Here is an 18078-nt window from a genome sequence, read left to right on the forward strand (position 1 = left end):
GTAAATTAACGCTCGTCCCATTCGTCGGCTGCGGTTTGACCTTCTTCCGTATCCAGTGGTGGCTCGAGCTGAAATTCGCCCTCATCCCACTCGTGCAGGGTGTTTTCTTCCAGCCATTCCTGCCGTAGCTCGATTTCATCATAGTCGCCATCAAAGACGGCCTGCGCACCTTCACCGCTCAGGATCGGCAAACATTCCCCTTCTTCACCGTCATCGGCAAAGAATTCGGCCTGCCACATAATATCCCCATCCTGCAAAACGTATTTTTGGATATTAAGCTGCTGCACGTCAGCATTTTCTTCCTCAACGCCGGGATTGTCGGAGAGGAACTCTTCGCGAGCGGCATCAATAGCTTCTTCCAGCGTGGCGTACATGGTCATTGGTGTCTCCCTGTTTTCCAGAAGGTTTCAGGGAAAGAATAGCTGAATATAAGATTCTGCAAGTATGAATGCGAAAATAAGCTGTCAGGCGTTCGTCTTATTCCGTCACTGGCCGTAACGCGCGGGATAAACTGAACCACGAATAAATAGCATTGAACAACACGACGCCAGCCGTCACGATAAAGACGGCGCGAAAACCGAAGCTGGCGGAGATCCCTGCCCCGAGAAGCGGTCCGGTGACGTTGCCGATGTCGCGGAAGGACTGGTTATAGCTGAAGATACGCCCGGCAATCTGGTTTGTGGAGTTGTAGACCAGCAGGGTCTGTACGGCGGGCAGTAACGCCCCGTCGGCGGCGCCCAGCAAAAAGCGCAGAACGCCCAACTGCCATGGGGATTGCACCATCGACATGGGGATAAGCAGCAGGACGGAAATCACCAGCGCACAGATCAGGATTTTTTCCGGGCCGACGCGGTCCCCCAGCTTCCCCAGCCTCGGGGCGCTAATCAGCGCCGCCACACCGGGCACGGAGGCAATCAGCCCGCTGATAAATGCAATATTGTTGACGTTACCCGCCAGATCGCGAACGTATAGCGTCAGAATAGGGGCAATCGAACCAGTTGCGACCTGAATAATCAGGGTCGTCACGAACAGGCTCAGCACCAGTCTGGGGTTTTTAAGCGAGGCCAGCACGTCTTTGGCGTGGAGCATCTCTTTTTTGGCGACGGGCGTGAAGTTTTCACGAATGCAGAGCAGGGTGACGATAAAACAGAGGAACAGCACGCTGGCGGTGATAAAGAAGACCGGCCGCAGGCCGTAGTTATCCGCCAGTAATCCACCGGCCAGTGGCCCAAGCAAGGCACCGCTCACGCCACCGGTTGAAAGCGTCCCCAGCGCCCAGCCGCTCTTATGGCGAGGCATTTGCGTGGCGATTAAGGCGTTCGCATTGGGAATAAATCCCCCCAGCAAGCCCAGCAGCGCGCGCAGGATCAGAAATTGCCAGACGTTCTGCGCCACGCCCATCAGCGCCATGATAATCGCCATCCCCAGCGCCGAACGTAGCAGCATGATTTTTCGTCCCTTGCGGTCGGCAAGGCCGCCCCAGAAGGGTGAAGCAATCGCGGAAAAGAGAAACGTGATGCTGAACACCAGACCGGACCACATATTGAGTGCACTGTGACCCGTCACGCCCAGCTGTTCGACGTAGAGCGGCAGGAAAGGCATGACCAGGCTAAACGCCGCGCCAGTAAGAAAACAGCCTAGCCACGCAACCGTGAGGTTACGCTTCCAGTTTATGGGAGCATCTGAGGGTGACATAACAATCCGCATAATGAGGTGCAAGAGCACCTGGAGCATGAAGTAATAAGCCTGCTAATTATGCGCCTGGGTTATGATTGTCGCAATGAGGAGGAGCTTTTAAAGCTAAAACAGTATGCGGCCCTGAGGCCGCATGATGAAAATCAATAGCGGGACGGTGTGCCTTTTGGGCGGGTTTTAAAGCGGCGGTGCAGCCACATATACTGCTCCGGCGCGAGCATGATGCACTTCTCGACAATGCCGTTCATCCAGCGCGCGGTGGTTTCTGCATCGTCAAGCGGCGGCGCGAGTTCCGGCTCCAGCATAATCAGCTCGTAGCCTGAACCATCCGGCTTACGGCGGGGAACAAAAGGCACGATGGCGGCTTTGGACATACGCGCCAGCATCCAGGTGCCGGTCGTTGTGGCGGCCTCTTCAACGGCGAAGAAGGGGACAAATACGCTGGATTGTGGGCCATAGTCATGGTCTGGCGCATACCAGACAACTTCACCGGATTTTAGCGCGCGGATCATACCCTTCAGATCTTTACGGTCGATCATGCTTTTGTTCGAGCGCATGCGGCCGTTGGTCTGGATTAAATCGATGACCGGATTGTCATTAGGACGATAAACGCCAATGCCGGGCGCCTGCATACCAAACATACGTGCCCCAATTTCCAGCGTCAGGAAATGGACGCCGATCAGCAGAACGCCCGTCTGATTGGCCTGCAGTGTATGCACTGGCTCCATGCCGGTTCCCGTCACTTCGCTCCAGCGGGCCATGCGTTTGTCCGGCCAGAACCATGCCATACCGGTTTCCATCAGCCCCATCCCGACGGATTCGAAATTCTTCGTGACCATATCGCGACGATCTGATTCGCTCATCTGCGGAAAACACAGCTCAAGGTTGCGATACGCTATTCTGGCGCGGCGCTTCATAAATATTTGCGCGAAACGGCCCAGAAATTTACCCAACCGGAAAATAACGGGGTAGGGAAGCTGTACCAGTAGCCATAAAAAGCCGATGCCAAGCCAGGTCAACCAATAGCGGGGATGCAAAAGCGCAGCAGTAAATTTTGGTAACTGGGTCATGTCTTTCCTGTGTTCAAACGTCCTGTCTCGCTAGTGTCTCATTTTTTGAGACGTAGCCAAAATATCTGCCTTCGAAACGTGCACGAATACAGCAATTGTTATGCCTGATAAATCAGGGTGTGTGAAATGTAGCGTAAATTGTGTGGATGTAAATTGGTTTTGTTTGCTATATGATGCCGACCGATTTTTCATTCTCTCTAACGATTCCAGGACTGTACACCATGCCAGTGTTACACAACCGCGTATCGAATGAGATGTTAAGAGCGCGTATGTTGGCTGAAACCGAACCGCGCACAACCATCTCATTCTACAAATACTTCACCATCGACGATCCGCAGGCGACCCGCGATGCGCTTTATCAGGCGTTCACGGCGCTGAACGTCTTCGGACGCGTCTATCTCGCCCGCGAAGGTATCAACGCGCAGATTAGCGTACCGGAAAGCAAAGTGAGCGCTTTCCGTGACTGTCTTTATCAGTTCGACCCGGCCCTCAACGGCTTACGCCTGAACATTGCGCTGGATGATGACGGGAAATCTTTCTGGGTGCTGCGCATGAAGGTGCGTGAACGCATCGTGGCGGACGGTATTGACGATCCTGAGTTTAACGCGGCGGATGTCGGTGAATATCTTAAGGCTGCGGAAGTGAATGCGATGCTGGACGATCCGGATGCCGTGTTCATTGATATGCGTAACCACTATGAATATGAAGTGGGGCATTTCGAGAACGCGATGGAAATCCCGGCCGATACCTTCCGCGAGCAACTGCCTAAAGCGGTTGAGATGATGCAGGAACATAAAGATAAAAAAATCGTTATGTACTGCACCGGCGGTATCCGCTGTGAGAAAGCCAGCGCGTGGATGAAGCACAACGGCTTTAATAAGGTCTGGCACATTGAAGGCGGCATTATTGAGTACGCCCGCCGGGCCCGCGAGCAGGGTTTACCGGTACGCTTTATCGGGAAAAACTTTGTCTTTGACGAGCGTATGGGCGAGCGTATTTCCGAAGACGTGATTGCCCACTGCCACCAGTGCGGCGCGCCGTGCGATACCCATACCAACTGCAAAAACGACGGTTGTCATCTGCTGTTCATTCAGTGCCCGGCCTGTGCCGAGAAGTTTAACGGCTGCTGTAGCGAACTGTGCAGCGAAGAGAGCATCCTGCCGGAAGAAGAGCAGCGTCGTCGTCGCGCGGGACGTGAAAACGGCAATAAGATTTTCAATAAATCACGCGGCCGTCTGAATACCAAACTGGGTATCCCTGACCCGGAATAATGGTAATGCCCGGCAGGGTGAACACCTGCCGGGCGCAATGATTACTTCTGCTGAACCCCTTCAACCGAAATAATGAGCTCAACATCCTGAGACGCGGGGCCTAAATCTGTTGTGATATTAAAATTTTTCAGATGAATTTTGCCTGCGGCTTCAAAACCTGCACGTTTACCGCCCCAGGGATCGTCTCCCTGACCCAGTAATTTAGCCTCAAGGGTGACCGGTTTAGTTACGCCGTTAAGCGTCAGGTTTCCGGTAATATTGAGCTTATCACCGTCTTTCTTCACGTCCGTAGAGGTAAAGGTGGCCTGCGGGAATTTCGACACATTGAGGAATTCCGCACTGCGCAAGTGTTTATCACGTTCAGCATGGTTCGTGTCGACGCTGTTAGTATTAATAGTCACATTGACTTTATCGGCGGCAGGGTTTTTATCGTCAAAGCTGAACGTGCCGTCAAAATCTTTAAAGGTCCCATATAGCCAGCTATATCCCAGATGCTGAATACGGAAATTGACGAAAGCATGCTGGCCCTCTTTATCAATTTTATAATCAGCCGCCACGGCGGAACCGGTGGTAAATAACAGAGAACCCAGTGCGATACCCAGCAGGTGTTTTTTCATTTTATGCTCCAGAGTCAACGGACGAGCGGCCAAGCATGCGCTTTAGCGTATCGTCTTTATCAATAAAGTGGTGTTTGAGGGCGGCAAGCCCGTGCAGCACAGACAGGATCACGACGCTCCAGGCAAGCCAGAGGTGAATGACTCCTGCGGTGTCAGCCTGAGCGCCCGCATCGCTTAGCGTTGCCGGGATGTCAAAAATGCCAAAAACGCTAATCGGCTTACCGTCTGCTGTCGAGATGAGATAGCCGCTAATCAGGATGGCAAAGAGTAGCGCATAGAGTGCGATATGCGCCGCAACGGCACCCAGGCGGGTCATTTTACTGTGGGTCTTCGGCGCGGCGGGCGGTGGGGAAATATGTCGCCAGATCACGCGAAAAACCAGCCCCAGCATCAGCAGGACACCAATGCTTTTATGTAACTCCGGTGCCTGGTGATACCAGCCATCATAATAGCTAAGCGTGACCATCCAGAGCCCAAGGCCAAACATACCGTAGACGGCAATAGCAAATATCCAGTGCAAACTTATGGATATTATTCCGTAGCGCCGGGAGGAGTTACGCAATTGCATCAGAATGTCCATTTTCAAATTAACCGAAGGGTAAAAATGAACGGGAAGGCGTGATATTGCAACTGAAATAAATGTATATTGATTTTTATTTTATTTATTTCAGCGATTTTGAAAAGGATCGAGAAAGGTAATTCAATGTCTTCGTGCAAGATGAAATTGAGAGCTTCAATAAAGCTAAATTAATGTCAATTATTGTCAGTGTGGCTTTTCAATAAAATACAATGTAAACAAAATCAATAATGACCAGCAGCGCCCACAACAAGATATAGAGCATAAAATGCTCGCGAATATTATTCATAAGAAAGCTAACGATCCTGCGCATATCGCTCCGCAATGCAGTGTGAATGAAACGGGCTCCGACGTCCGAAGCCCGTTGGAGATTATCCGTTAAAACGCGAGAGTGAGAAGGGCGTCAGATCAAACTGCGGCCTGATACCCTGGGCAAACTGCGCGGCGATTTCACCCAGCACGGAAGCAAACTTAAAGCCGTGACCGCTCAGCCCGGTAATAAGCAGGGTGTTGTCATGTCCCGGTAGCGTATCAATGATAAAGTCTTCATCCGGCGTATTGTCGTAGGTACAGGCCGCGCCATACAGTAAGCCACCGACGCCAGGAAGAATGTTACGCAGGAACGAGAAGGCTTCAGAACCATCCTGTGGGAAGGCGCCGAAGGGTTTACGCTCTTCAGGAGAGGAGATAACCTGGCCACCGTTGTGTTTACCGATTTTCAATGCGTCTTTCTCGGAAGGGAAACCGTAGAACTGATCGCCATTCGGTAATTCACCGGTGAAGGCCGGGAATTTATTCTGCGCGCTGTAGCGACCATCCGACTGGAACCAGGAGAAAACCTTGCGCACCGGCTGGATTGGCAGCTCTGGCAGCAGGTGGGTGACCCAGGTTCCTGCGCTCACCAGCAGGCGGGACGCGGAATACTCACCGTCAAGGGTGGTCACCGTAACGCCATCAGCGTCATGCGTGATGGCATCCACCGGACAGTTAAACAGCTGCGCGCAGCCGGCTTTTGCGGCAAGGTCGATCCAGGTTTTGATCGCCGTTTCACAATGCAGCACCCCGGAGTTAGCTTCAAAGAGGCCAATATAATCGTCCGGGACGGTAATTTCAGGCCAGCGCGCGGTAATGCCCGCCGCGTCCAGTTTCTCAACCTCAAGATTAAAGGCTGTTGCGCTGCGCTCGACGCCGGCGAGAAAATCAGAGTGGGCCGGGCCAAGATTGATAACCCCGGTACGCTCGAAAATGCGCTCTTCGGTCTGTTTCGCCAGCTCGTCCCATAGCGTCTGGGCGCGAAGCACCAGCGGCACATAGCGCTCACCTTCACCATACGCATGACGTATGAGGCGGGTGTCGCCATGATGGCTACCCTCCGCATGGGGAGGGCGAAGGGCATCAATCATCAGGACGTTCAGACCTGCCTGTGTCGCGTAATAACCGGCAGCGGAACCCACGGAGCCGCTACCAATAATGATTAAGTCGTATCTCATATGCGTCTCGTAAACTTACGTTTTGTTAGCAGAGTAATTAACAACGCGGGGTTAGACAAGGGAGAAATAAATAAGGCACCGCGAAGGTGCCTGTTGAGTGAAAAATGGCGTACGGTTAGTGCCGTTTATACTCGTTTTCCTGATAGTCGCCAGATTCTATTTTTGCAATACCTGCCTCTAAAATAGAAATAAACTGACGGGCGACGTCTGTTGTTAGCCACAGCGTCTGTCCAACTTCCGCTTCTTCACGGTTGAGTTGATTCGGGGTCTGGTAGTGCAAACGCAGCATCAGTGCATCGTAGCTATCTACGGTACTGATATCCCAGCCAACAAGTGGATGGGTCTGGATCACTTCACTATTCTTTTCCATTATAACCCCCTTAATGCGTGTTAGAAGACAACGGCTCTGAGGTTCAATGCATGTTTTTCTGAAAGCATCTTCAGTATATCAAGTAATAAGGGTTCCGAAGGGAAAAATAAACAGGTGGCAACACATTTTTCTGCTTTTTAGGATTGTTCGAACAATAAAACACCATCTCGTTCACGATTCTTAAAGAAGATGCCGAATTAATTTGAACTTCCAGAATTTTTAGACGAAAAAAAGCCGGGGCGACCCGGCAAAAAAACACAATGAGGGAGCAGTGTTAATCTGTGATGAACCAGTCGTCAGCGCTTTCCCACGTTTCCTGCAGGATCTCGCTGATGCGATCTTTATCTTCTTTCGCAGCGCCAATGACGGAGAGGTTGTTCGCCGCGGCGTAACGCACCGTTACGGCACCCGCGTTGTCGGGAAAAGTGTTGTTAATACGACGGGATAATTCGCCTGCCAGTGCATCAAGCGCGCCGGCAGGCAGAACAGTTGTTTTGGCTATGGTGACTTCAATACGCATAAATGCCCCCTGTGTAATATACTGTTTATTTATACAGGTATATTATCGGTTTGACAACAAGGGGCATTGATTTTTTAACGTTTTACCGTCCAGTTTACGGTTTCGCCCGCCAGGAATGGGATCAGGGTGTCATCCGTCAGCGCAATGGACTCCTCAACCTGGCTCGTTTTACGCTCCAGTTCGATGAAGGAGTCATTGACCGGTAAGCCGTAAAAACGCGGGCCGTTAAGGGAGCAGAACGCTTCGAAATGTTCCAGAGCATTCATCTCTTCAAATACGGTCGCGTAGCTGGCAAGTGCAGTTGGGGCGTTGAAACAGCCTGCGCAGCCGCAGCTCGCCTCTTTACGATGGCGGGCATGAGGCGCGGAATCGGTGCCAAGGAACGCGCGGGAGAACCCACTGGCAACCAGCTCGCGCAGCGCCTGCTGGTGGATGTTGCGCTTAAGGATGGGCAGGCAGTACAGGTGAGGGCGTACCCCTCCCACCAGCATGTGGTTACGGTTAAACATCAGGTGCTGCGGCGTAATGGTGGCGGCGATAAGTTCGTTGCCGTCACGCACGTACTCTGCTGCGTCTTTGGTGGTGATATGCTCAAAGACCACTTTAAGCGCAGGCAGACGCTGGCGCAGAGGCTCCATCACGGTTTCGATAAAACGGGCTTCACGGTCGAAGATGTCAATCTCGGCATGCGTCACTTCACCATGGACCAGCAGCGGCATGCCCAGTTTTTGCATGCGCTCCAGTACCGGCATGATGGCATCAATACTGGTGACGCCGTGGCTGGAGTTGGTGGTGGCATTCGCCGGGTAGAGTTTCGCCGCCGTAAATACGCCTTCGTTAAAACCGCGCTCCACTTCGTTCGGGTCCAGTGAGTCGGTCAGATAGCAGGTCATCAGCGGGGTAAAATCATGCCCCGCGGGAACGGCATCAAGGATGCGCTGGCGGTAGGCAATCGCGGCATCGACGGTGGTGACTGGTGGAACCAGGTTAGGCATAACAATCGCGCGGCCATAAATTTCGCTGGTATAAGGCACGACGGTTTTCAGCATATCGCCATCACGCAGATGGATATGCCAGTCGTCAGGGCGGCGGATTTTAAGAACCTGGGGTTGTGCAGTCATGGAAGCTCCGGCTTGTCAGGAATCAGTCATAAGGATGGCTGTTTTTGCCGGACACAAATCATAAGCGGAAACGTTTTCGTTTGCACACTTTTCTGTAAAAAAAAGGGCGCCGCAGCGCCCTTCAGGTTAATCGGTGAAAGGAATGATAATTTCTCCCGGTTTCACCTCTATCCCTTTTGCGTATTTTTTCGCCAGGGCTTCACCCTTGCTTTTGTCTTCACTTAAGACGTATGCGGGCTGCTGATTAAAATAATTACGTAGCGACTGGTTCAGATAGGGCATCAGGGTTTGCAGAACCGGCGCCATCTTGTCCGGAGAAACCTGCGCATCGACGACTTCCATTTCCTGCAGGAAAATTGCCCCTTTCTCTTTGTTGAAAACGGGCAGGGCCTTCAGCTTGAGCTTGATGTTGGCTTTCTGATTACCAAAGAGGGATGACATATCGAGGTCCGCATCGCCTGCCAGGGTGACTTTGTTCGGCTCTTCCCGTCCAATCTGACTGGTCAGATTCGTCAGCACGATATGCGCGTCCGCAAGCCCCGGCACGCCAATGTCTTTAGAAAAGTTATTATGTTTTTCCAGCGCCTGATTTATTTCCTGTTCACTGACGGTATATTGCGTGAGCTGGTTACAGCCAACCAGCAGTCCGCTGACAACTAATGCAGCGGCAAAGACAATTTTCTTCATAGTGTTCCTCAACGAAAAATCGGCGCTTCTGTCCTGTTACGCCAGTATGTCAGTGTGAAATGGCAGAAACCAGCAGAAAAAACTGAGAAGTGGGGCGGGAGAGGTTCCCGCCCGAGGGAAAGGTTATGCGCCTGGCTCAAGCATGCCGCTCGCACTGCGCTTCTGGCTGAACTGCCACCACAGGGCAAGGAGCGTCATAAAGCCCACAGCGCCGAGCATCATCCAGGGGAGTTCGGGTTGATGTAACGCTTTGCCGGCATCAAATAACCAACCGCCGCCGGCGTAACCTAACGCGCCGCCAAGGGCCAGCCCCAGCCGGCTGAATCCCATATAGCTGCCACGCGCGCGTGCATCCGCAAGCGAGGCGCTCAGCGTTTCACGGGCAGGCTCGGCGATGATGGATCCAATATAGAACGTGCAAATCAGCGTAAACAGCTGCTGAAGAGAGTTCACCAGACCGATCGGCATCATGCTCAGCGTCATCAGGAACAGGCCGGCCATCAGGCGATGTTCCAGACGAAAGCGCTGTTCGCTCCAGCGGGCAATCGGATAGAGCAGCGTCAGGGAAAGCGCGGCTTCAATGGCATACATCCACTTAACGGCAGCAGGGGTACCCGCAATGTCGTTAACCATGATCGGCAGCATCAGCATGACCTGCACTGCAAGCATGTAATATCCCGTCAGAGTCAACACATAGGTGACAAAACGCCTGTCGCGCAGGACGCGGCCAAGCCCTTCCCGGACCGGTGCTTTAACCGTCGACAGTTTCCACGCCGGCAGGAACAGGCCATTAAACAGTGCGCACAGGATAAAGAGCACCGCGCCAGCCGCACAGACCAGACGGAAGTCATACTGCAGCAGCCAGCTTCCCAGCAGCGCGCCGACAACGGCCCCGGCACTGTCCTGCATCATCAGAATGGAGAAGAAACGGCCGCGCTGCTGTGGGCGAATAAGCTTCACCACCAGCGCGGTGCGCGGCGGATCGAACAGCGTGCCACCGATACCGGAGAGGAAGCAGGAGAACCAGAGCAGCCAGGGCTCCTGGGCAATCGCCATCGTGGCAAAGCCTGCCGCGCGGAGCAGCATGCCGGTGACGATCATCGGTTTAGCGCCAAAGCGGTCAGCGATGGCACCGCCAAATACGCCCAGGCCTTGCTGAACAAACTGGCGTAGCCCCAGCGCGATACCGACCATCAGCGCCGCCCAGCCCATTTGATCAACGAAGCGAATCGAGATGAGGGGGAACACGACAAAAAAGCCGAGCACGACCAGCATGTTATCGACCAGCAGGAAATATTTACCCAGGCTCCTGGCCTGTGATACGCGGGACATTTTCCCTCCAGGGAAAATAAGATGGTGAGCACGCTAACATTCTGCGGTGTCACTGCGTATTTTCCCACCCCTGCACGTGACAATATTTTTTTATCAAAAGCGCGCTTTGATAGAGAGTTCTCATCGAAAAATGTGAAAAGCGGGCAAAATGGTATGTCACTGTTTTCACAGACGGCACAGGCACAGGTATAGTAAAGCTAATGGGTAAGCAGAAGTGACGGGAAGGAGTGGTATCGATGTTTGGCTATCGCAGCAATGTGCCAAAAGTGCGTCTGACAACGGACAGGCTGGTCGTTCGTCTGGTGCATGAGCGTGATGCCTGGCGTCTGGCGGATTATTACGCCGAGAATCGCCAGTTTTTAAAACCCTGGGAACCCGTTCGGGATGAGAGCCATTGTTACCCTTCCGGCTGGCAGGCGCGCCTCAGCATGATTACGGAATTTCACAAGCAGGGCAGTGCGTTTTATTTCGCGCTGCTGGATCCTGAAGAGAAAGAGATTATCGGGATAGCCAATTTTTCAAACGTGGTGCGCGGATCGTTTCACGCCTGTTACCTGGGCTACTCCATTGGCCAGAAATGGCAGGGGCAGGGGCTGATGTTTGAGGCGCTAACGGTGGCGATCCGTTATATGCAACGCACGCAGCATATCCATCGCATTATGGCGAACTATATGCCACATAATCAGCGTAGCGGGAATTTGCTGGCGCGTTTAGGGTTCGAGAAAGAGGGCTATGCCAAAGACTATCTGCTGATAGACGGAGAGTGGCGCGACCACGTTCTGACGGCATTAACCACCCGGGACTGGACTGCAGGTCGTTAAGGAGAAGAGATGAAGTATCAGCTAAACGGAACAGAAGCGCGCGTGATTGGGTGCTTACTCGAAAAACAGGTCACCACGCCGGAGCAGTATCCGCTCTCCGTCAACGCCGTGACCATGGCTTGCAACCAGAAGACCAACCGCGAGCCGGTGATGAACCTTAGCGAACATGACGTTCAGGACGTGCTGGATGCGCTGGTAAAACGCCACTATCTGCGCACCGTCAGCGGCTTCGGCAACCGCGTGACCAAATACGAACAGCGCTTTTGTAACTCCGAATTTGGCGACCTGAGGCTGAGCAGTGCAGAAGTGGCGGTCATCACCACGCTGTTGCTGCGTGGGGCGCAAACGCCGGGGGAGCTGCGAACGCGCGCTTCTCGTATGCATGAGTTCAGCGATATGCAGGAGGTCGAGCAGACCCTGGAAGGTCTGGCTTCTCGTGAGGATGGCCCTTACGTGGTGCGTCTGGCGCGCGAGCCGGGCAAACGTGAAAGCCGCTATATGCATCTGTTCAGCGGCGACGTTGATACCGCGACCGTGGCGAGTGACCCTGCCAATGCTGAATCTTCAGCAACCAACGACAGCCTTGCCGCGCGCGTAGAGGCGCTGGAAGAAGAAGTCGCCGGGTTGAAACAGCGTCTGGATGCGTTGCTGGCACACCTGGGAGATTAACAGTGAAAAAATTACGTGTAGGCGTAGTGGGGCTGGGCGGTATCGCGCAAAAAGCCTGGCTACCGGTATTGGGTGCGGCGACCGACTGGACGCTTCAGGGGGCATGGTCACCCACCCGGGAAAAGGCAGAACGTATCTGCGAAACCTGGCGCATCCCTTATGCCGCCTCCCTGCAGGATCTGGCCCGCGAGTGCGATGCGGTGTTCGTTCATACCTCAACGGCAACCCACTATCAGGTGGTGAGCGAGCTGCTCAATGCGGGTGTCCACGTCTGCGTGGATAAACCGCTGGCAGAAAATGTGCAGGACGCAGAACGGCTGATTGAGCTGGCAGCACGTAAAAACCTGACGCTGATGGTCGGTTTCAACCGTCGCTTCGCACCGCTTTACCAGCAGCTGAAGGCGCAGTCCGGCAGTCTTGCTTCGCTGCGCATGGATAAGCACCGCACCGACAGCATTGGGCCGAACGATTTGCGCTTCACGCTGCTGGATGACTATCTGCACGTTGTGGATACGGCGCTGTGGCTCGCCGGCGGCAATGCGCAGTTGCAAAGCGGGACGCTCCTGACGAATGAACAGGGCGAGATGGTCTATGCCGAACATCACTTCGCGATTGACCATCTGCAGATTACGACCAGCATGCATCGTCGCGCGGGCAGCCAGCGCGAGTGCGTCCAGGCCGTCACCGACGGCGGGCTGTACGACATTACCGACATGCGGGCGTGGCGCGAGGAGAAGGGGAACGGTGTGGTGACGCTTCCGGCCCCCGGCTGGCAGAGTACCCTGGAGCAGCGCGGTTTCGCAGGCTGCGCCCGCCACTTTATCACCTGTGTGCAAAATCAGACGGTTCCTGAAACGTCCGGCGAACAGGCCATTATGGCACAGCGCATTGTGGAACGGCTCTGGCGCGAAGCCATGAGTGAATAACTCGCTGTAACATCTGCGGATAGTAATTCGTTGAAATCCGGTTAGACTAAGCGCCGCTTGTTGGCTTTGCCGGGTGGCGCTTAGGCTTACCCGGTCTACAAATCCGTATGGTTCTGGAAATTCACGTTAATGAACTTATTAAAATCGCTGGCAGCCGTCAGCTCGATGACCATGTTCTCTCGCGTACTGGGTTTTGCGCGTGATGCGATTGTGGCAAGGGTCTTTGGTGCAGGGATGGCAACGGACGCCTTTTTCGTCGCGTTTAAATTGCCGAACCTGCTGCGTCGTATATTTGCTGAAGGGGCGTTTTCCCAGGCGTTCGTGCCCATCCTGGCGGAATATAAAAGCAAGCAGGGCGAAGACGCGACGCGCGTATTTGTATCGTATGTCTCCGGGTTGCTGACGCTGGCCCTGGCGGTGGTGACCGTCATCGGGATGCTGGCCGCGCCCTGGGTGATTATGGTGACCGCGCCCGGTTTTGCCGATACGGCAGATAAATTTGCCCTGACCTCGCAGCTTCTGCGTATTACCTTCCCCTATATTTTGCTGATCTCGCTAGCCTCGCTGGTGGGGGCGATCCTGAACACCTGGAACCGCTTCTCTGTCCCGGCGTTTGCGCCGACGTTTCTCAACGTCAGCATGATCGGTTTTGCCCTGTTCGCCGCGCCGCATTTCAACCCGCCGGTGCTGGCGCTGGCTTGGGCGGTTACCGTGGGCGGCGTGCTGCAGCTGGCCTATCAGCTGCCGCATCTGAAAAAAATTGGCATGCTGGTGCTGCCGCGCATCAATCTCAAAGATGCCGGGGCGATGCGCGTCATTAAGCAGATGGGACCCGCCATTCTTGGCGTCTCCGTCAGCCAGATCTCGCTTATCATCAACACTATCTTTGCCTCTTTCCTCGTGTCCGGCTCGGTATCCTGGATGTACTACGCCGACCGTCTGATGGAGTTTCCGTCCGGGGTGCTGGGCGTGGCGCTGGGGACCATCCTGCTGCCGTCGCTGTCGAAAAGTTTTGCCAGCGGCAATCACGATGAGTATTGCCGCCTGATGGACTGGGGATTGCGTCTCTGCTTCCTGCTGGCCCTGCCAAGCGCGGTGGCGCTGGGTATCCTGGCTAAACCGCTAACGGTGTCGCTATTCCAGTACGGGAAATTCACCGCCTTTGATGCCGCCATGACCCAGCGCGCGCTGATTGCCTACTCGGTCGGATTGATGGGGCTGATCGTCGTCAAGGTGCTGGCGCCGGGCTTCTACTCGCGTCAGAACATCAAAACGCCGGTGAAAATTGCCATTGTCACGCTGATTATGACGCAGCTGATGAACCTTGCGTTTATTGGTCCGCTGAAGCATGCAGGCCTGTCATTATCGATTGGTCTGGCGGCCTGTCTGAACGCCGGGCTGCTGTACTGGCAACTGCGCAAGCAGGATATCTTCACGCCGCAGCCGGGCTGGGGGAGTTTCCTCGTGCGTCTGATCGTTGCGGTACTGGTGATGTCTGCCGCGTTACTTGGCATGCTGTACGTGATGCCGGAGTGGTCCCAGGGCACGATGCCCTACCGTCTGATGCGGCTGATGGCCGTTGTGGGCGTCGGTGTGGTGGCTTACTTTGCCACGCTCGCCGTGTTGGGTTTCAAAGTGAAAGAGTTTGCCCGCCGTACGGCATAAACGCCAAAAGGGGAGTTCACCTTATGGTGCTCCCCGCTGCATGATTTGTCGCTTATGCTTCAAATCGAAATCTTTTTAACACCCGCAATACGCGCAGTCGCTGTCTGACCATCCGCACCGTACAGTCCGGTTTCTTTATGCGGTTTCAATACCTCAAGCGCCTGCTGATTACGCTCAATCTGACCTTCCAGTAGCCAGCCGTTGTGCTGGTTAAGATCGCGCAGGTGCTGAGTTTTTTCAGTAATGGTCTGCCAGCGCTCAATAATATCGTCATTGGCGCTGCGCTTAGGATCTTGCTCAGTGCGGCGCTGTTGCTCCAGATAATCCAGCGTCGCCAGAAGCGAACTTTTATCTTCAGTAATACGCTGCAACGCGCTGCCGTTAATGTGACCGGAAGAGAGATGCTGTTGTTCAGCGTCCATTACCGTTTTCAGGTCGTTCAGAACAACCGTCATTTGATCCAGTATTTCTGACAGTCGACTCATACGGTTAGTTACTCTGTAAGAAACTCTGTGCTTCCTGAATCAGGGCATCAGCGATCTTGCTGGTATCCATTTTCAGTTCACCGTTACGAATAGCCGTTTTCAGCGCTTCAACACGTTCCATATTGATATCGTTGCTGCCTGGCTGCATCAGTTTTGCCTGAGCGTCGCTCAGGGTTACGCTGGTGCTGTTGGACGTTGACGGTTTTTCCAGACGCGTTTTCTGCGCCGTAGCGTCATTCGTTTCGCGAGGTTGTACAGCGCTTACCGGCTTCAGGGCTGATGTACGATCAATGCTCATAGTGTTGTCCTCATCGAGGGTTCGCGGCGTTTGCGCCTGACATCATCATTAGTGGAATATTTATCGGCACGCGCCGCGAAATCTTTAAAAAGATTATAGGTTAATCAGAATATTCCCATCAGAGTCGACGGTTCCGCTCACCACCTGGCCTGAGGACATTCTGACGCGGGCGTTTTGCGCCACCGCGGCATTGTTTAACGCTTTCCCTTCACTGTTAATGCTAAAGCCCTCTCCGTTGGCTACAACCATCACCTGTTGACCCGCCTTTACCCGCCATGCCTGACGCAGCATCGAGAGCTGTATCGGCTGGCCGGGTGCGACATCGCGCAGGCTGACGGCATCCTGCGCCTGATTCATTTCCAGCATGGTTCGTGGAGGCAGCTGATCCAGACGCCCGCGCTTCAGCGTCACGCTATTTGCCTGCAGCACGCTGCCGCGCGCAATGGGCACGGCGGCGACAACATAATTGCCCGTCGCCTGAACTGCAACCTGTAAATAGCGCTTTTCGTTGGCGCAGCGTGCCAGCACGTTCACATTTCCCCACAGCCTGGTGGTCCCCGTCACGCTGAATGACGGCTGGTCACACGTGGGGTACAGATTCGGTGGTGTGCGCACGGTAACGTTAACGTCATCGCTGAAGCCTGCCAGTTTTTCAGCAAAAAAAGCCGTTAATTGATCCTGTAAACCTTCAGCCTGCACCAGAGGGCTAAACAGCAAGAAAGTCGCCACCAGGCCACGTTTTAACGTTTGCATCGCAAGTTCCACCGTTTCCAGAATTGAATGAATTCTACCTGCAGTGGTTTTGCATCAACGGAATAAATAGCGACGCATTTTGCGCTTATTCCGTCGATAGGGGAGACCGGGTGAGATTTAAGCTGTGAACTGAAATTTTGCCATCAGCGGAGGAGACATGCTCGATAAACTCGACGCCGCGTTACGTTTTCAGCAGGAAGCGCTCAATTTACGCGCCCAGCGGCAGGAGATTTTAGCCGCCAACATCGCTAACGCCGATACCCCGGGGTTTCAGGCGCGCGATATTGATTTTTCCAGTGAACTCAAAAAGGTGATGGAGCGTGGACGTGCCGAAGGAACGGGTGTTGCACTTGCCATGACATCCTCTCGCCATATTCCTGCTCAGGCGATGACCGCGCCAGCGACCGATTTACTTTATCGCATTCCCGATCAGCCCTCACTCGACGGTAACACCGTGGATATGGACCGGGAGCGTACACAGTTTGCCGACAACAGCCTGAAATACCAGACGGGCCTGACCGTACTCGGCGGACAAATCAAAGGCATGATGAACGTCCTGCAGGGGGGCAACTGATAGATGGCCTTGCTGAATATTTTTGATATCGCCGGTTCGGCGTTAACCGCTCAGTCCAAACGTCTGAACGTGGCTGCCAGTAACCTGGCGAACGCCGACAGCGTGACCGGACCAGACGGACAGCCTTATCGTGCCAAACAGGTAGTCTTTCAGGTCGATGCTGCGCCAGGTGCGGCGACGGGCGGCGTGAAGGTGTCTGATGTGGTAGAGAGCCAGGCGCCGGACAGGCTGGTGTATGAGCCAGGTAACCCGCTCGCGGATGCCAGCGGATACGTGAAAATGCCAAACGTGGATGTGGTGGGTGAGATGGTGAACTCCATGTCGGCTTCGCGTAGCTACCAGGCCAACGTCGAAGTGCTTAATACCGTGAAGAGCATGATGCTCAAAACACTCACTCTCGGCCAGTAAAGGAGACATGCATGTCCATCGCCGTAAATGTGAATGATCCTACGAACTCGGGTGTTAATAACACGAAAAGTTCGACAGGTTCTAACTCCCTGACGGGGAGTAACGCCTCCGATCTTCAGGGCAGCTTTCTGACGCTGCTGGTGGCTCAGCTTAAGAACCAGGATCCTACTAACCCAATGCAGAACAACGAACTGACCACGCAGCTTGCGCAGATCAGTACCGTGAGCGGCATTGAGAAACTGAACACCACCCTCGGTTCCGTCTCTGGACAGATTAACAGTGCCCAGTCTCTGCAGGCGGCAAGCCTGATTGGTCACGGGGTGATGATCCCGGGTACCACCATCCTGGCGGGCACCAGCACCACCGATGGCAACGCCACCACGACCACCACGCCGTTTGGCGTTGAACTGCAGCAGCCGGCGGAGAAAGTCACTGCGACCATTACCGATGGCAACGGCACGGTAGTGCGCACCATTGATATCGGTGAACTGAAGGCGGGCGTTCACACCTTTACCTGGGATGGCACCCTGACCGACGGCACCAAAGCGCCGAACGGTTCCTACAAAGTGGCAATCAGCGCCAGCAACGGGACAACCCAGCTGGTGGCGCAGCCGCTGCAGTTCGCGCTGGTCCAGGGCGTGATTAAAGGTAGCGACGGCAACAAACTGGATTTGGGTACCTCTGGTACCACCACACTCGACGAAGTTCGGCAGATTATCTAAGCCTTAA

23 protein-coding genes are annotated in these 18078 nt (G+C 54.2%); 8 read left to right on the forward strand and 15 right to left on the reverse strand.

Features of this window, described 5'->3' with window-relative positions; translation table 11 throughout:
- Positions 1-5 precede the first annotated feature (5 nt).
- The 3 genes from E3U32_RS17595 to E3U32_RS17610 form a co-directional block, all read right to left on the reverse strand.
- The gene (locus tag E3U32_RS17595; RefSeq protein ID WP_134349807.1) at positions 6-380 is read right to left on the reverse strand and encodes a MysB family protein; all 375 of its coding nucleotides are present in this window, start codon (positions 378-380) and stop codon (positions 6-8) included.
- A gap of 97 nt (positions 381-477) precedes the next feature.
- Complete coding sequence (gene mdtG, locus E3U32_RS17600) at positions 478-1695, reverse strand: multidrug efflux MFS transporter MdtG (protein ID WP_134349808.1); 1218 nt, start codon at positions 1693-1695, stop codon at positions 478-480.
- Positions 1696-1838: 143 nt separating this feature from the next.
- Complete coding sequence (locus E3U32_RS17610) at positions 1839-2765, reverse strand: Kdo(2)-lipid IV(A) acyltransferase (RefSeq protein ID WP_134349809.1); 927 nt, start codon at positions 2763-2765, stop codon at positions 1839-1841.
- Positions 2766-2986: 221 nt separating this feature from the next.
- Between E3U32_RS17610 and E3U32_RS17615 the strand changes: the two genes are divergently transcribed.
- On the forward strand, positions 2987-4036 hold the full coding sequence (locus E3U32_RS17615; RefSeq protein WP_134349810.1) for a rhodanese-related sulfurtransferase: 1050 nt from the start codon (positions 2987-2989) through the stop codon (positions 4034-4036).
- A 41-nt stretch (positions 4037-4077) separates the two neighbouring features.
- On the opposite strand, the gene E3U32_RS17620 is transcribed toward E3U32_RS17615, so the two are convergent.
- The 9 genes from E3U32_RS17620 to mdtH form a co-directional block, all read right to left on the reverse strand.
- Positions 4078-4653 carry a YceI family protein gene (locus E3U32_RS17620; RefSeq protein WP_134349811.1) on the reverse strand — a complete coding sequence of 192 codons (576 nt, stop codon included), beginning with the start codon at positions 4651-4653 and terminating at the stop codon, positions 4078-4080.
- Between the two features lies 1 nt (position 4654).
- Positions 4655-5221 (reverse strand): cytochrome b, encoded by a 567-nt coding sequence (locus E3U32_RS17625; RefSeq protein ID WP_134349812.1) that lies wholly within the window; start codon positions 5219-5221, stop codon positions 4655-4657.
- 208 nt (positions 5222-5429) lie between these two features.
- On the reverse strand, positions 5430-5543 hold the full coding sequence (locus E3U32_RS17630) for a YceO family protein (RefSeq protein WP_134349813.1): 114 nt from the start codon (positions 5541-5543) through the stop codon (positions 5430-5432).
- Positions 5544-5601: 58 nt separating this feature from the next.
- Positions 5602-6720: an N-methyl-L-tryptophan oxidase gene (solA, locus tag E3U32_RS17635; protein WP_134349814.1), complete on the reverse strand. Its 1119-nt coding sequence runs from the start codon at positions 6718-6720 to the stop codon at positions 5602-5604.
- Between the two features lie 115 nt (positions 6721-6835).
- A complete protein-coding gene (gene bssS, locus E3U32_RS17640; protein WP_008500827.1) occupies positions 6836-7090 on the reverse strand; it encodes a biofilm formation regulator BssS in 255 nt (84 codons plus the stop codon).
- 274 nt (positions 7091-7364) lie between these two features.
- Positions 7365-7610, reverse strand: a complete 246-nt coding sequence (gene dinI, locus E3U32_RS17645) for a DNA damage-inducible protein I (RefSeq protein WP_008500826.1) — start codon at positions 7608-7610, stop codon at positions 7365-7367.
- A gap of 74 nt (positions 7611-7684) precedes the next feature.
- Positions 7685-8731 carry a dihydroorotase gene (pyrC, locus tag E3U32_RS17650; RefSeq protein WP_134349815.1) on the reverse strand — a complete coding sequence of 349 codons (1047 nt, stop codon included), beginning with the start codon at positions 8729-8731 and terminating at the stop codon, positions 7685-7687.
- A 126-nt stretch (positions 8732-8857) separates the two neighbouring features.
- Positions 8858-9418: a lipoprotein gene (locus tag E3U32_RS17660; protein ID WP_023311126.1), complete on the reverse strand. Its 561-nt coding sequence runs from the start codon at positions 9416-9418 to the stop codon at positions 8858-8860.
- Between the two features lie 123 nt (positions 9419-9541).
- A complete protein-coding gene (mdtH, locus tag E3U32_RS17665; protein ID WP_134349817.1) occupies positions 9542-10750 on the reverse strand; it encodes a multidrug efflux MFS transporter MdtH in 1209 nt (402 codons plus the stop codon).
- A gap of 236 nt (positions 10751-10986) precedes the next feature.
- Between mdtH and rimJ the strand changes: the two genes are divergently transcribed.
- The 4 genes from rimJ to murJ all read left to right on the forward strand — a co-directional run bounded on the left by rimJ (position 10987) and on the right by murJ (position 14831).
- Entirely contained in the window at positions 10987-11571 is a 585-nt protein-coding gene (gene rimJ / locus E3U32_RS17670; RefSeq protein ID WP_134349818.1) for a ribosomal protein S5-alanine N-acetyltransferase, read from the forward strand.
- A 9-nt stretch (positions 11572-11580) separates the two neighbouring features.
- The gene (locus tag E3U32_RS17675; protein WP_134349819.1) at positions 11581-12240 is read left to right on the forward strand and encodes a YceH family protein; all 660 of its coding nucleotides are present in this window, start codon (positions 11581-11583) and stop codon (positions 12238-12240) included.
- 2 nt (positions 12241-12242) lie between these two features.
- Positions 12243-13166, forward strand: a complete 924-nt coding sequence (locus E3U32_RS17680; RefSeq protein WP_134349820.1) for a Gfo/Idh/MocA family protein — start codon at positions 12243-12245, stop codon at positions 13164-13166.
- A 129-nt stretch (positions 13167-13295) separates the two neighbouring features.
- Positions 13296-14831, forward strand: a complete 1536-nt coding sequence (gene murJ / locus E3U32_RS17685; protein ID WP_134349821.1) for a murein biosynthesis integral membrane protein MurJ — start codon at positions 13296-13298, stop codon at positions 14829-14831.
- 59 nt (positions 14832-14890) lie between these two features.
- On the opposite strand, the gene flgN is transcribed toward murJ, so the two are convergent.
- The 3 genes from flgN to flgA all read right to left on the reverse strand — a co-directional run bounded on the left by flgN (position 14891) and on the right by flgA (position 16367).
- Positions 14891-15316, reverse strand: a complete 426-nt coding sequence (gene flgN, locus E3U32_RS17690) for a flagella biosynthesis chaperone FlgN (RefSeq protein WP_134349822.1) — start codon at positions 15314-15316, stop codon at positions 14891-14893.
- 4 nt (positions 15317-15320) lie between these two features.
- A complete protein-coding gene (flgM, locus tag E3U32_RS17695) occupies positions 15321-15614 on the reverse strand; it encodes a flagellar biosynthesis anti-sigma factor FlgM (protein ID WP_008500817.1) in 294 nt (97 codons plus the stop codon).
- A gap of 93 nt (positions 15615-15707) precedes the next feature.
- Complete coding sequence (gene flgA / locus E3U32_RS17700; RefSeq protein WP_134349823.1) at positions 15708-16367, reverse strand: flagellar basal body P-ring formation chaperone FlgA; 660 nt, start codon at positions 16365-16367, stop codon at positions 15708-15710.
- 157 nt (positions 16368-16524) lie between these two features.
- On the opposite strand from flgA, the gene flgB reads away from it, so the two are divergent.
- The 3 genes from flgB to flgD are packed head-to-tail and all read left to right on the forward strand — an operon-like array spanning position 16525 to position 18071.
- Positions 16525-16941, forward strand: coding sequence for a flagellar basal body rod protein FlgB (flgB, locus tag E3U32_RS17705; protein WP_023311135.1), 417 nt, complete (start codon positions 16525-16527; stop codon positions 16939-16941).
- Positions 16942-16944: 3 nt separating this feature from the next.
- On the forward strand, positions 16945-17349 hold the full coding sequence (gene flgC, locus E3U32_RS17710) for a flagellar basal body rod protein FlgC (RefSeq protein WP_008500814.1): 405 nt from the start codon (positions 16945-16947) through the stop codon (positions 17347-17349).
- Between the two features lie 11 nt (positions 17350-17360).
- The gene (gene flgD, locus E3U32_RS17715) at positions 17361-18071 is read left to right on the forward strand and encodes a flagellar hook assembly protein FlgD (protein WP_134349824.1); all 711 of its coding nucleotides are present in this window, start codon (positions 17361-17363) and stop codon (positions 18069-18071) included.
- Positions 18072-18078 lie beyond the last annotated feature (7 nt).

The sequence above is a fragment of the Lelliottia nimipressuralis genome, from assembly GCF_004402045.1.
GTDB classification, from domain to species: Bacteria; Pseudomonadota; Gammaproteobacteria; order Enterobacterales; family Enterobacteriaceae; genus Enterobacter; species Enterobacter chinensis.

Coding starts and splice junctions, on each gene's coding strand:
- E3U32_RS17595 (WP_134349807.1), bottom strand. CDS start 380: ATGACCATGTACGCCACGCTGGAAGAAGCTATTGATGCCGCTCGCGAA.
- mdtG (WP_134349808.1), bottom strand. CDS start 1,695: ATGTCACCCTCAGATGCTCCCATAAACTGGAAGCGTAACCTCACGGTT.
- E3U32_RS17610 (WP_134349809.1), bottom strand. CDS start 2,765: ATGACCCAGTTACCAAAATTTACTGCTGCGCTTTTGCATCCCCGCTAT.
- E3U32_RS17615 (WP_134349810.1), top strand. CDS start 2,987: ATGCCAGTGTTACACAACCGCGTATCGAATGAGATGTTAAGAGCGCGT.
- E3U32_RS17620 (WP_134349811.1), bottom strand. CDS start 4,653: ATGAAAAAACACCTGCTGGGTATCGCACTGGGTTCTCTGTTATTTACC.
- E3U32_RS17625 (WP_134349812.1), bottom strand. CDS start 5,221: ATGCAATTGCGTAACTCCTCCCGGCGCTACGGAATAATATCCATAAGT.
- E3U32_RS17630 (WP_134349813.1), bottom strand. CDS start 5,543: ATGCGCAGGATCGTTAGCTTTCTTATGAATAATATTCGCGAGCATTTT.
- solA (WP_134349814.1), bottom strand. CDS start 6,720: ATGAGATACGACTTAATCATTATTGGTAGCGGCTCCGTGGGTTCCGCT.
- bssS (WP_008500827.1), bottom strand. CDS start 7,090: ATGGAAAAGAATAGTGAAGTGATCCAGACCCATCCACTTGTTGGCTGG.
- dinI (WP_008500826.1), bottom strand. CDS start 7,610: ATGCGTATTGAAGTCACCATAGCCAAAACAACTGTTCTGCCTGCCGGC.
- pyrC (WP_134349815.1), bottom strand. CDS start 8,731: ATGACTGCACAACCCCAGGTTCTTAAAATCCGCCGCCCTGACGACTGG.
- E3U32_RS17660 (WP_023311126.1), bottom strand. CDS start 9,418: ATGAAGAAAATTGTCTTTGCCGCTGCATTAGTTGTCAGCGGACTGCTG.
- mdtH (WP_134349817.1), bottom strand. CDS start 10,750: ATGTCCCGCGTATCACAGGCCAGGAGCCTGGGTAAATATTTCCTGCTG.
- rimJ (WP_134349818.1), top strand. CDS start 10,987: ATGTTTGGCTATCGCAGCAATGTGCCAAAAGTGCGTCTGACAACGGAC.
- E3U32_RS17675 (WP_134349819.1), top strand. CDS start 11,581: ATGAAGTATCAGCTAAACGGAACAGAAGCGCGCGTGATTGGGTGCTTA.
- murJ (WP_134349821.1), top strand. CDS start 13,296: ATGAACTTATTAAAATCGCTGGCAGCCGTCAGCTCGATGACCATGTTC.
- flgN (WP_134349822.1), bottom strand. CDS start 15,316: ATGAGTCGACTGTCAGAAATACTGGATCAAATGACGGTTGTTCTGAAC.
- flgM (WP_008500817.1), bottom strand. CDS start 15,614: ATGAGCATTGATCGTACATCAGCCCTGAAGCCGGTAAGCGCTGTACAA.
- flgA (WP_134349823.1), bottom strand. CDS start 16,367: ATGCAAACGTTAAAACGTGGCCTGGTGGCGACTTTCTTGCTGTTTAGC.
- flgB (WP_023311135.1), top strand. CDS start 16,525: ATGCTCGATAAACTCGACGCCGCGTTACGTTTTCAGCAGGAAGCGCTC.
- flgC (WP_008500814.1), top strand. CDS start 16,945: ATGGCCTTGCTGAATATTTTTGATATCGCCGGTTCGGCGTTAACCGCT.
- flgD (WP_134349824.1), top strand. CDS start 17,361: ATGTCCATCGCCGTAAATGTGAATGATCCTACGAACTCGGGTGTTAAT.